This is a genomic window from Methylosinus sp. shoA (genome assembly GCF_059718125.1).
On record NZ_AP046091.1, the window covers coordinates 4,051,505 to 4,063,242 of the forward strand.

Here is an 11,738-nt window from a genome sequence, read left to right on the forward strand (position 1 = left end):
CACGAGCATGACGAGACCCGATCCGCAGAATCTGTTCGTCTCCACGCAATGGCTCGCCGATCATCTCCACGCGCCCGACCTTCTCGTCTTCGACGCCTCTTGGCACATGCCGGCCGCGGGCCGCGACGCCCACGCCGAATATCTCGAGGGCCATATTCCCGGCGCCGTCTTCTTCGACATCGACGCGATCGCCGATCGGTCGACCTCGCTGCCGCATATGCTGCCGGACGCGGTCGCCTTCTCCTCTGCGGTGCGCAAGCTCGGCTTCGGCGACGGCATGCGCGCGGTCGTCTACGACAGCCTCGGCCTGTTCTCGGCGCCCCGCCTGTGGTGGACGCTGCAAGTATTCGGCGCGAGCGAAGTGTCGATCCTCGACGGCGGCCTCCCCGCCTGGATCGCCGAGGGACGTCCGCTCGAGCAAGGGCCGCCGACCCGCCGGCCGCGTCATTTCACGGCCCGCGTCGACCACGGTCTCGTCGCCGACGCCGAGGATGTGAAAAAGGCGCTCGCCGACGGCTCGGCGCAGGTCGTCGACGTGCGCTCCGCCGAGCGCTTCCGCGGCCTCGTCGCGGAGCCGCGTCCGGGCCTGCGCTCGGGCCACATGCCGGGCGCCCTCAACCTGCCCTTCGGCGCGCTCGTCGCGGAAGGCCGGCTGAAGGACAGGGCCGGGCTCGAGAGCGCCTTCGCCGAGGCGGGCGTCGATCCGGACCGCCCGATCATCGCGAGCTGCGGATCGGGGCTCACCGCCTCGATTTTGAGCCTCGCGCTCGCCGCCGCGGGTCGCCGGCCGGCGACCGTCTATGACGGATCGTGGTCGGAATGGGGCGCGCGCGCCGATCTGCCCGTCGCCTTCGAGGTTTGATTGATTACTAGGCGCCGCCGCCCGTCTAATGGGCAGCTTTGCGCATTTTCGACTTTGCGCATTTTTCGACATGGCGTGAGATTGTGACAAATGCTATGAGCGCGGCGGTTCCTCGCCTCCTCGCAACGCTCGGGCGAGGCGGGAAACCACGGGTCGGGATGCGGGGAAAGGTGAATGAAGAAAATCGAGGCGATCATCAAACCCTTCAAGCTCGATGAAGTAAAAGAGGCGCTGCAAGTCGCCGGCCTGCAAGGCATTACTGTCACCGAGGCGAAGGGTTTCGGTCGCCAGAAAGGGCACACCGAGCTCTATCGCGGCGCGGAATATGTGGTCGATTTCCTTCCCAAGGTGAAAATCGAGATCGTGCTCGCGGACGACGCCGTGGACCGCGCGATCGAAGCCATCCGCAAGGCCGCGCAGACGGGCCGCATCGGCGACGGAAAGATCTTCGTCTCGAATGTCGAAGGCGCGATCCGCATCCGCACCGGCGAGACCGGCGCGGACGCGATCTGAGCCGGCGCCGATTTCGCTAAACTCGACGCGCCCCGCGGCTTCATCTTTCGCCCGCGCATCGCACTCCGGTCGCTCCACAACGAACCAAAGGCTCCACGACATGACGACGGCCAAGGACGTTCTCAAGCAGATCGCCGACAATGACGTGAAATATGTGGATTTCCGCTTTACGGATCCGCGCGGCAAGTGGCAGCACGTCACCTTCGACGTGTCGATCGTCGACGAGGACGCGCTGAACGAAGGCATCATGTTCGACGGCTCCTCCATCGCCGGCTGGAAGGCGATCAACGAGTCCGACATGACGCTGCTGCCGGACCTCTCCACGGTCGCGACCGATCCGTTCTTCGCCGCCTCCACCCTGTCGATCGTCTGCGACATCGTCGAGCCGACCACCGGCCAGCCCTACAACCGCGATCCGCGCGGCATCGCCAAGAAGGCCCAGGCCTATCTGCAGTCGACCGGCGTCGGTGACACCTCCTTCTTCGGTCCGGAAGCCGAATTCTTCGTCTTCGACGACGTGCGCTTCTCCGCCGATCCCTACAACACCGGCTTCACCGTCGATTCGACCGAGCTGCCGTCGAACTCCGACACAGCCTATGAGGGCGGCAACCTCGGCCATCGCGTGCGCACCAAGGGCGGCTATTTCCCGGTTCCGCCGATCGACTCCGCCCAGGACATGCGCGGCGAGATGCTCGCGGCCATGGCGTCCATGGGCGTGAAGGTCGAGAAGCATCATCACGAAGTCGCGTCCGCCCAGCACGAGCTCGGCCTGAAGTTCGCGACGCTGGTCGAAGTCGCCGACCATCTGCAGATCTACAAATATGCGATCCATCAGGTCGCGCATTCCTACGGCAAGACGGCGACCTTCATGCCGAAGCCGGTCTATGGCGACAATGGCTCGGGCATGCACGTCCACCAATCGATCTGGAAGGAAGGCAAGCCGGTCTTCGCCGGCGACAAATACGCCGGCCTCAGCCAGGAGTGTCTGTGGTATATCGGCGGCATCATCAAGCACGCCAAGGCGCTCAACGCCTTCACCAATCCGTCGACGAACTCCTATAAGCGCCTGGTCCCGGGCTTCGAGGCGCCGGTGCTGCTCGCCTATTCGTCGCGCAACCGCTCGGCCTCCTGCCGCATCCCCTTCGCGACCAGCCCGAAGGCGAAGCGCGTCGAGGTCCGCTTCCCCGATCCGACGGCGAACCCCTATCTCGCCTTCTCGGCCATGCTTCTGGCGGGCCTCGACGGCATCGCCAACAAGATCGATCCGGGCGCGCCTGCGGACAAGGATCTCTACGATCTGCCGCCGGAGGAGCTGAAGGCGATCCCGACGGTCTGCGGCTCGCTGCGCGAGGCGCTCGACAGCTTGAAGGCCGACCACGCATTCCTGACGGTCGGCGGCGTCTTCAACGAGGACTTCATCGCCTCCTACATCGACCTCAAGTATCAGGACGTCTATCGCTTCGAGATGACGCCCCATCCGGTCGAATACGACATGTATTATAGTTACTAAAATCTAGGGGTCCTGATTTCCTTTAAGTTAAAGGAAATCAGGACCTTCCTGGTGGGCTCGCTGGTGGGTCTACTGGTGGGTGGAGGCCCTTTTCGACCCCCAGGATCGGCGTTAGCATGGGCGGCATGAAGCCGCCCTCCTACGTCGTCAAATTCGATCATTCGGCAAATTGGCAATACCGTCGCGACGTGCCGCCGGACATCCGCCCGTTCGTCAACGGAGTCACACGCTGGTGTCACTCGCTCGGATCGGCAGTCCTACGCGAGGCAGCGATCGAAGCGGCCCGCCATACGCATCGCTATAACGAGCTGATCCGCGCCATCCGCGCCAAGGGCAAGCTGACTCCCGAGGAAGCGGCGAAGATTGAAGAAACCGGCGGAGAGAGCGCCTTCGTCGATCAGGTGGACGCCCACCTAGAGGCCGCAGAGAAGGCCGAGAGAGACGCCGCCTATATCCCCTCAATCGCCGAGCTGGACGGTCCTGTCAGGGGCTCTGATCCGTTCTCAGTTGTCGCCCGCGACCTTCTGAACTCGACCCGCGTCGCCTTCCCCTCCCCCGCCGAGTCCCGCGCCAAGATCAAAGCCTTAAAGGCCGAGGCCGAGAGCCTACGAGACGAAGTTAACCAGGGTGCCGAGCTGGTCACGAAGCTGCGCCCTACGTCCCGCCTCGCGACCAAGCTCGCCGATCGCCCGCTTTCACCCGACACCGCGACCCTCGGCTCGCTTCTCAGCGCATGGGAGAAGGCCAGGAAGCCGACGAACACAAATCAGTATGTTGTCCCTGTCCGATCGTTCGAAGCGCTCCACGGCCGGCTACAACTCGCCAAGATCACCAAGGCGCACGTCCGAGAGTTCCGCGACAATCTCGCCGAGGGAGGACTCAAGCACCCGCCACACCTTCAAGGACGGCTTCCGCGCCAACGCTCAGCCGCCTGTCGACGCCAAGGACAAGTCTTTGGAGGTTCGCAAGGCCAAGTCCGCACAGCGCGCCAGTGACCTCGCCCCGATCCTCGCCGATCTCCGCTCCGCTGGCGTCACGTCGCTCGCCGCCATCGCCAAGGCCCTGACAGAGAAGGGAATCCCGACCGCGAAGGGCGGGACGGAATGGCAGGCGGTCCAAGTCAAGCGAGTGATGGATCGGCTCGGGTAGCAAGGCGCGAGCACAGGTCGGGGGCAGAGTCAACCTCTGTTGACTCCAACGCCGTTGATTTTCCTCAGAAAACATCCAGTAACGTTAACGGAGGGACCCAAGGCCGTCCCTACCCCTGGGGTAGGGGAGAGGGCGCATCCACTGGCGTCCAGCTACAACTATAATCGACTTTAGCCTGTAGGTTGGCGCGGACAGAACAAAAACACAAACCCACGCCCAGGGGTGGCATGCTGGTGGGTCTACTGGTGGGTGAGCAAAAAATAGGCATAACTAACTATTTGTTTTTATATATACTATTTCGATTTTGCGGGATACGACATGTATTACTCCTACTGACGACGGACAGAGGGCCCGGTCTCCGTCACGGGAGACCTAGCCCTTTTTTCGTCTGTCTGTTCGCCCGGGACGAAGCGCTCAATCGAGCAGCCGCGACGGCCCCGGCTGCGCGCCGGTCGTCGGAATGACCAATGCGGAGCTCTTCAGATTCCAGTCGAGCGTGTTCAGGATCACGGTGTTGACGACGATGGTCAGGGCTTCGGATGTGACGTTGGACATGCTGTTGAAGGTGATGTTGCGGCTCGGAAGATAGATCAGCCCCTGAAAGCTGTGGCCGGCTTGGCCGTTGATCGTGAAGGACGAGGTCGAAAGGCCCGTCGGCTCGTACATCAGAATGTTCGCATAGGTTCCGCTCGTCGGAGCGGTCAGATTGGCGACGACGCCGCTGTTGATCTGAATATAAGACGTGTCGGCGAAATAGAAGGTCACGCCGGCGCCGTTCATCGTCCAGCCGGAATTCATGTTCCAGCCGGCGCCCTTGATGACGTAGAGCCCCGGCAGAAAGGTCACCTTGCCCGTGCCGTTGAAATTGAAATTGCCGCAATAGACGCCGGGCGAAAGAGTGACATTGCCGCTGTAGTTCTGATTGCTCACCGTGCAGGCGCCGACGGTCACGGCCGGCAGCTTCCCGGCGAAAGGATCGGGGGCGACCGTGCAGCCGGTCTTCAGCACCGGCATCGAACCATTGTTGTTCAATATCTGCGTCCCGGCCACGCACAGCTTGGCGACGTTGAACGTATTGCCGCTGTTGAAGGTCGCCGCCGGATTGCCGGAACTCGACGCCACATCGATCTCGCAGCTCGTCGCATTGATCCGGACATTGGAGTTGGCGAGGAGGCCGGGGCTCGCGGTCTTGCTCATCGCGAGCAGGCAGACGCTCGTCGTGCTCGTCGATGCGCCGTTGACGGCGGTCGCCTGCGCTCGGATCGGGACCGACGTCACACTCGCGAGCTTCATGAAAGCCGTGAGCACGGACGCCGAGGCCGAGACCCGATAGGAGTTCGCGGACGGCTCGGTCTCGGAAACCACCAGATTGATGCGGGACGCCAATGTTCCGAGATTGGACAGGATCAGATCCCTGGCCAGCTCCTGGCGGCCCGCCTGCGTCAGATCCGTCCGCCGCGAGATCGCCAGCGCCGCAATGTCGGTCGCCTGCTGCAGACGCGTCTTCGCCGAGACCGCGCGCGAATAATCGACCGCGGCGCCGACCGACAGCACGAGTGGAAGAAAGGCCAGACCGAAGATGATCGACACATTGCCGGCCCGAGCCTTCGCGACGCGCGCGAAAAAGACGTCGACGGCCGACAAAGCTGACATCGCTACTCGCACGCGGCCTCCTCGACGCTCGTCGCCTCCCTTTGTCGGGCTCACTCTGACAGGCCTCGCGTTAAGGAATCCTCTCGGTCACGATTATCATCACATATTTTCGCGCAGATTCTCGAGCGGAGATCGAGAGGGCGACCGCAGAGCGGCCGGATGAGGCGCTATGGCTCCAGGACTTTCTCGTCCAGAGCGGGCCTTTCCCTCATCCGACCCCGTTCTCTACCGGCGCAGCGCTCTCGGCGACCTCCCCTCCCCCGCAGTTCCCCTACGCCCTACACCGTGCTAGACGGGCGTCCTCTCGGATGCTTCGGACCCGACCGCGCTCATGCCCCAAGTCGTCACGCGCTTCGCCCCCTCGCCCACCGGCTTCCTACATATCGGCGGGGCGCGCACCGCTCTGTTCAACTGGCTCTACGCCAAGCGCCATGGCGGGCGATTCCTGCTGCGCATCGAGGACACGGATCGCGAACGATCCACCCAGGCGGCCATCGACGCCATTCTCGACGGAATGCGCTGGCTCGGGCTCGATTGGGACGGCGACGTCACTTATCAATTTTCCCGAGCCCCGCGCCATCGCGATATCGCCGAAGAGCTGCTCGCCGCGGGCAAAGCCTATCGCTGCTACGCCAGCGCGCAGGAGCTCGAGGAAATGCGCGAGGCCGCGCGTCGCGAGGGACGCCCGCCCCGCTATGACGGACGCTGGCGCGACCGCTCGCCGGACGAGGCGCCGCCGGGCGTCGCGCCGGTGATCAGGCTGAAGACCCCGCAGGAGGGCGAGACCGTCATCGAGGATGCGGTGCAGGGCCGCGTCGTCTTCCCCAACAAGGACATCGACGATTTCGTGCTGCTGCGTTCGGACGGCGCGCCGACCTATATGCTCGCCGTCGTCGTGGACGATCACGACATGGGCGTTACGCAGATCATCCGCGGCGACGATCATCTCACCAACGCCGCGCGGCAGAAGCACATCTATGACGCGCTCGGATGGACGGCGCCGGCGCTCGCCCATATTCCGCTGATCCACGGGCCCGACGGCGCCAAGCTGTCGAAGCGCCATGGCGCGCTCGGCGTCGACGCCTATCGCGCGATGGGCTATCTGCCCGCGGCGCTGCGCAATTATCTGCTGCGCCTCGGCTGGAGCCAGGGCGACCGCGAGTTCTTCTCGACACGAGAGATGATCGAGGCATTCGATCTCGAGAGCATTCATCGCTCGCCCGCGCGCTTCGATTTCGTCAAGCTCGAGAACATGAACGGGCATTATCTTCGCGACACGGATGATTCGGAACTATTGGAGACGCTGCTTTCCTCCCTCCCCTATCTGGAGGGCGGAAAGGCGATCGCGGCAAAGCTCGACGAGACGCGCAAGGCTCAGCTCGCCGCGGCCATGTCGGGATTGAAGGCGCGCGCCAAGACGCTCGAGGAGCTTCTCGAAGGCGCGAGCTTCCTGTTCGCCGAGCGTCCGCTGCCGCTCGACGCCAAGGCGGCGGCGCTGCTCTCGCAAAAGGCGCGCGAGGGGCTCGCGGCGCTGACGCCGCGGCTCGCCGCGCTCGAGGAGTGGAGCGCGGCGACGACCGAGGCCGTGGTGCGCGAGACGGCGGCGGCGCAGGGGGTCAAGCTCGGCGATCTGGCGCAGCCGCTGCGCGCCGCGCTCACCGGCCGCACCACGTCGCCGGGCATTTTCGACGTGCTGGCGATCCTCGGCCGCGACGAGAGCCTCGCGCGCCTCGCCGATCAAGCGCATCCGCAGTCGCCGAATGCGCATGTCGCTTGAAGGATGAGCGGGGAATGCTATAGTTTGTGCAATGCACAACCATGAGGTTGCGGCGCAAGCGCCGCACCCCCCGCGCGCCCGAGCCGTCTGGACGAGACGCCGAACCGGCCCCGGGCGCGCTGCCCAAGTGACTGAGTCGACGGCAATTCAACGCTTGCTCGCCGAGGTCGGCCGCCCTGCGCTTCCGCTCCATGCGCGATCGAGCCCCGTCCACGAGACCGGCGCCCGGTCGCGGCCTCGGCTTCGTCTGGCGCAGAATATGCTGCAATCACAGATCGTGAGCTCGACTAGAGCGGCGCGCGAAACCAAGGTGGTGGGGCCATGACGACCAAAGACGCTTCCTTTCATGCCGGCGACAAAACCGTGACCCTGCCGATCATCGAGGGAACGATCGGGCCCGCTGTCGCGGACATTCGCAAGCTCTACGGCGAAACCGGAATGTTCACCTATGATCCGGGCTTCACCTCCACGGCGAGCTGCGAGTCCAAGATCACCTATATCGACGGCGACGCCGGAATCCTGCTCTATCGCGGCTATCCGATCGACCAGCTCGCCGAGCACGGCGACTTCCTCGAAACATGCTATCTGCTGCTCTACGGCGAGCTGCCGACCGCGACGCAGAAGGCGGATTTCGACTATCGCATCACGCGCCACACCATGGTGCACGAGCAGATGGCGCGCTTCTTCCAGGGCTTCCGCCGCGACGCGCATCCGATGGCGGTGATGGTGGCCTCGGTCGGCGCGCTCTCGGCCTTCTATCACGACTCGACCAATATCGCCGACCCGGTCGAGCGCATGGTCGCCTCGACGCGCATGATCGCCAAGCTGCCGACGCTCGCGGCGATAGCCTATAAGTATTCGATCGGCCAGCCTTTCGTCTATCCGAAGAACGATCTCGACTATACTTCGAACTTCCTGCGCATGTGCTTCGCCGTGCCGTGCGAGGAATATAAGGTTAATCCGGTGATGTCGCGGGCGCTCGACCGCTTCTTCATCCTGCACGCCGATCACGAGCAGAACGCGTCGACCTCGACCGTGCGGCTCGCCGGCTCCTCGGGCGCCAATCCCTTCGCCTGCGTCGCCGCCGGCATAGCCTCGCTGTGGGGGCCGGCGCATGGCGGCGCCAATGAGGCGGTGCTGAAGATGCTCGGCGAGATCGGCACGCCGGACCGCATTCCGATCTATATCGCCAAGGCCAAGGACAAGAACGATCCGTTCCGCCTGATGGGCTTCGGCCATCGCGTCTATAAGAACTACGACCCGCGCGCGAAGATCATGCAGCGGACGACGCGCGAGGTGCTGGCCGAGCTCGGCGTGAAGGACGCTCTGCTCGACGTCGCCGTCGAGCTCGAGCGCATCGCGCTGCACGACGACTATTTCATCGAGAAGAAGCTCTATCCCAACATCGACTTCTATTCCGGCATCACGCTGAAGGCGATGGGCCTGCCGACGACCATGTTCACCGTGCTGTTCGCCGTGGCGCGCACGGTCGGCTGGATCGCGCAGTGGAAGGAGATGATCGAGGATCCGGGCTCCAAGATCGGCCGCCCGCGCCAGCTCTACACCGGCCAGACGCAGCGCGACTATCTGCCCATGACCAAACGCTGAGCTTCCATCTGTCTGTGCGCCGGCGCACAGCGCTCCCTTCCGTCGCGGGCGAGACTGCCTGCGACGCAGCGGGGAGACGGACATGGACACGGCCGAGAATTGCGAGCTCATCGGCTTCGACGAGGCGCGGGACCAACTGCGATTCGACAGATGGATCGGCCTCGGCTCGATCGACTTGTCCTCCTTCCGCATCGCCTATTGTCCGGGCGACCTCCGTCATGAGGGCCGTCTCGAGCTCCATGAATGGATGTGGCGCGACAAGACCGCCGGCCTGGTCGTCGACGGCGATCTGACGATCGACGGCAATCTCGAGGACAATTCCTTCGACGGCGCCGCCGCCTTCATCCTGGCGCGCGGCGATCTCGAGGCGAGAACGATCACGCTGGGCGGCGCCGACGTCGTCGTGCTCGGCGACGTGCGCGTGCGCGGCCCCGTGTTCAACAGCCGCGGCGGCGGACGTGTCGAGATCGGCGGCTCGCTGCAGGCGAGCCATCTCGTCACCGACGATCACGCGACGATGGTCGAGGGCGCGCTGCCGGCGCGCGCCTATGCGCTCGGCTTCGTCGAGGCCGCGATGCGCGACAGACTGCGGCGCATCGAGTCCTATCACGAAATTCTGACGCCCATGGCGATCGCGGAACTGGCCGACCGCGGCGGCCGGCTCGAAGGACCCAATGTCGCGCTCCGTCTCGTCGAGGCGGTCCGCGCCGGCCGCGCGGCGCTGCGCGATTGAGTGGGCCGCGCCTGGCACGCTGGATGCCACGACTGTTGCTCGCGCGCTCTCGAAAACGCGCGCGTTCTGCGGCAACATGCGCGCGTTCGTCCGATTCGTTCGCCCATTTTCCGACTGCGATTTCCATGCGGCCCGCCCGGCGCCGCCGTTCAGATTGCGCTCATGTGTCCTTTTCCCCGCCGAGATCGCGCGCGATTCCCGGCCACGAGCACACGAGGCAGGCCAAGGCCGGTTCCCCGCGACGAGCCGGGGCGTCGGCCCGAGGGAGAGACGATGGTTGCTGTGAACGGATCGGCGCGGCGGCCGATGCAGGAAGCGGCGAACGCGCGCCCCTGGAGCGAGCTCGAGACGCAATATCGCGAGGAATGCGCCGCTCTGCTGCGCGACGCACGCCGCCATCTCGAGCAGCGCGTCGCGGGAGAGCAGGCCAAGATCGAGAATGCGCTCGCAGCATTCGCCCAGGATTTCGACGCTTGGCTCGAGCGTGAACGGCGCGGCGACGCCTCGCCCAAACCGAGTCTTTCCACGCTGTTCGAAATCTGGCTCGAGCGCGGCGCGCCGCGATCGCCCGACACTTCCGCCGAGCGGGCGAAACGCCGCGCCGCCGAGCGGGAGGCCGCGGCGCTGCGCGAGCGGCTCGAAGCCGAAACGGCGCGCGCCGACACGCTGGAGCGCCGCTTGTGTGACGCCGAGGCGCAGGCGGCGTCCGACGCGCCTGCGCCTCGGCGCGGGCTGCGTGCAATGGTCGCCGCCGTCGCCCTGGCGGCCCTCGGCGCGCTCGCCGGGGCGACGGCCTCGGCGCCGCCGCTCGCGCAATGGCGCGCGAATGTCGAAGCGAAGGCGCGTCATGCGCTCGCCGAGATCGCCGCGCGTCGGGCGGGCGCGGAGACGCTGACCGCCCTGCTCGCCGCCGACAAGGAGGGGACCCTCGCTCGCGTGATCGCCGCCGATCCGCCGGCGGCCCGCGCCCGGCTGCAAGAGATCACGCCGAAGATCGCCACGGCGCCGGAGCCGGTCGAAGCGTCGTCCCTCCCCGCCGCCGAGCCGCCCGCGCCGCGGCGGCCCGAAGCCCTCGCGCCGCAGATTGCGGCCTTCCGCCAGGGCTTCGACAATCTCGACATCGCCGGGACGCAGATCGCCGTCCTGCGCAATCTGGACTTGCCCTCCTGCCTCTCCGCCTGCCGCGGCCGCCCGGACTGCCGCGCCTATGTCTTCGACAAATGGAACAAGGCCTGCCGCCTGAAATCCGCCGTCGCGGGGTTCCGGCTGAACCCGCGCGCGACGAGCGGGCTGCGCGAGGACGTCGCCATTCCGCCTCCGCCCGCCGGCCCCGTCGCCATGGAGCGCTATCCATCCAAGGCCTTTCCGGGCGAGGGCTATCGGTCGGAATCGAGCGAGGGACCCGCGGCTTGCGAGGCGCTCTGCCGGGACGACGGCGTCTGCGTCGCCTTCACCTTCCGCCTTGCCGACGGCCTCTGCCATTTGTTCTCGACGACGGGGGAATATTTTGCCAATTCGCTCGCCGACAGCGGCGGCAAGCGGCAGGATTAGATCTCCCGGTTCGCCTCGGCGAGGAGGACCACGCCGACGGCCTTGTCGACATTCATGTCGCTCGCATCCTTGTGCGGGCCGAGCTGCGGCTTGTCGTCGGGATAGCGGTTGAGCATGACGAGCGCCATCATCGGCGCGCCGCAATCATGGAGACTGTCCTCGGCCCCCGGAACCATCACCCGCGCGGAGGCCGGAAATTTCTGCAGCGCTTCGATGAGCTCGCCCACCGTCTTCGGACGCTCGCGCGTGAATGACCGCTCCTCCGCCACGATGTTCTCCTCTCTTCGACCGCGGCCGGCCGCCGCGCTCGTCCGGAGCTGCGCGGGCCGTTCGCCCCGTCCGCGTCCCGCATGCAAGATTCGGCGCGCGGCGGCCGGACCGA

The 11,738-nt window shown here is 65.6% G+C and carries 10 protein-coding genes; 8 read left to right on the forward strand and 2 right to left on the reverse strand.

Annotated elements, in window-relative coordinates:
• Positions 1–7: 7 nt before the first annotated feature.
• From sseA to AC6IW9_RS18965, 4 genes are all read left to right on the forward strand, one after another.
• The gene (sseA, locus tag AC6IW9_RS18950) at positions 8–862 is read left to right on the forward strand and encodes a 3-mercaptopyruvate sulfurtransferase (protein WP_497766123.1); all 855 of its coding nucleotides are present in this window, start codon (positions 8–10) and stop codon (positions 860–862) included.
• 174 nt (positions 863–1,036) lie between these two features.
• Positions 1,037–1,375, forward strand: coding sequence for a P-II family nitrogen regulator (locus tag AC6IW9_RS18955; RefSeq protein WP_497766125.1), 339 nt, complete (start codon positions 1,037–1,039; stop codon positions 1,373–1,375).
• A 100-nt stretch (positions 1,376–1,475) separates the two neighbouring features.
• Positions 1,476–2,885 carry a type I glutamate--ammonia ligase gene (gene glnA, locus AC6IW9_RS18960; RefSeq protein WP_497766127.1) on the forward strand — a complete coding sequence of 470 codons (1,410 nt, stop codon included), beginning with the start codon at positions 1,476–1,478 and terminating at the stop codon, positions 2,883–2,885.
• Positions 2,886–3,001: 116 nt separating this feature from the next.
• Positions 3,002–3,880 (forward strand): hypothetical protein, encoded by an 879-nt coding sequence (locus AC6IW9_RS18965; RefSeq protein ID WP_497766130.1) that lies wholly within the window; start codon positions 3,002–3,004, stop codon positions 3,878–3,880.
• A 568-nt stretch (positions 3,881–4,448) separates the two neighbouring features.
• Here the strand turns inward: AC6IW9_RS18965 and AC6IW9_RS18970 are convergent.
• Positions 4,449–5,687: a TadE/TadG family type IV pilus assembly protein gene (locus AC6IW9_RS18970; RefSeq protein ID WP_497766132.1), complete on the reverse strand. Its 1,239-nt coding sequence runs from the start codon at positions 5,685–5,687 to the stop codon at positions 4,449–4,451.
• A gap of 331 nt (positions 5,688–6,018) precedes the next feature.
• On the opposite strand from AC6IW9_RS18970, the gene gltX reads away from it, so the two are divergent.
• The 4 genes from gltX to AC6IW9_RS18990 all read left to right on the forward strand — a co-directional run bounded on the left by gltX (position 6,019) and on the right by AC6IW9_RS18990 (position 11,356).
• Positions 6,019–7,464: a glutamate--tRNA ligase gene (gene gltX, locus AC6IW9_RS18975; protein ID WP_497766135.1), complete on the forward strand. Its 1,446-nt coding sequence runs from the start codon at positions 6,019–6,021 to the stop codon at positions 7,462–7,464.
• 321 nt (positions 7,465–7,785) lie between these two features.
• Positions 7,786–9,072, forward strand: a complete 1,287-nt coding sequence (locus AC6IW9_RS18980; RefSeq protein WP_497766138.1) for a citrate synthase — start codon at positions 7,786–7,788, stop codon at positions 9,070–9,072.
• A gap of 82 nt (positions 9,073–9,154) precedes the next feature.
• Complete coding sequence (locus tag AC6IW9_RS18985; protein ID WP_497766140.1) at positions 9,155–9,805, forward strand: hypothetical protein; 651 nt, start codon at positions 9,155–9,157, stop codon at positions 9,803–9,805.
• A gap of 273 nt (positions 9,806–10,078) precedes the next feature.
• The gene (locus AC6IW9_RS18990) at positions 10,079–11,356 is read left to right on the forward strand and encodes a PAN domain-containing protein (protein ID WP_497766143.1); all 1,278 of its coding nucleotides are present in this window, start codon (positions 10,079–10,081) and stop codon (positions 11,354–11,356) included.
• Here the strand turns inward: AC6IW9_RS18990 and AC6IW9_RS18995 are convergent.
• On the reverse strand, positions 11,353–11,625 hold the full coding sequence (locus AC6IW9_RS18995) for a hypothetical protein (RefSeq protein WP_497766146.1): 273 nt from the start codon (positions 11,623–11,625) through the stop codon (positions 11,353–11,355). The two genes, AC6IW9_RS18990 and AC6IW9_RS18995, sit on opposite strands and share 4 nt — an antisense overlap.
• Positions 11,626–11,738: the final 113 nt, after the last annotated feature.

What these genes read in the sequence shown, in the direction of transcription:
- AC6IW9_RS18990 (WP_497766143.1), top strand. Translation starts at nt 10,079, where the DNA reads ATGGTTGCTGTGAACGGATCGGCGCGGCGGCCGATGCAGGAAGCGGCG.
- AC6IW9_RS18980 (WP_497766138.1), top strand. Translation starts at nt 7,786, where the DNA reads ATGACGACCAAAGACGCTTCCTTTCATGCCGGCGACAAAACCGTGACC.
- AC6IW9_RS18985 (WP_497766140.1), top strand. Translation starts at nt 9,155, where the DNA reads ATGGACACGGCCGAGAATTGCGAGCTCATCGGCTTCGACGAGGCGCGG.
- AC6IW9_RS18955 (WP_497766125.1), top strand. Translation starts at nt 1,037, where the DNA reads ATGAAGAAAATCGAGGCGATCATCAAACCCTTCAAGCTCGATGAAGTA.
- AC6IW9_RS18970 (WP_497766132.1), bottom strand. Translation starts at nt 5,687, where the DNA reads ATGTCAGCTTTGTCGGCCGTCGACGTCTTTTTCGCGCGCGTCGCGAAG.
- AC6IW9_RS18965 (WP_497766130.1), top strand. Translation starts at nt 3,002, where the DNA reads ATGGGCGGCATGAAGCCGCCCTCCTACGTCGTCAAATTCGATCATTCG.
- gltX (WP_497766135.1), top strand. Translation starts at nt 6,019, where the DNA reads ATGCCCCAAGTCGTCACGCGCTTCGCCCCCTCGCCCACCGGCTTCCTA.
- sseA (WP_497766123.1), top strand. Translation starts at nt 8, where the DNA reads ATGACGAGACCCGATCCGCAGAATCTGTTCGTCTCCACGCAATGGCTC.
- glnA (WP_497766127.1), top strand. Translation starts at nt 1,476, where the DNA reads ATGACGACGGCCAAGGACGTTCTCAAGCAGATCGCCGACAATGACGTG.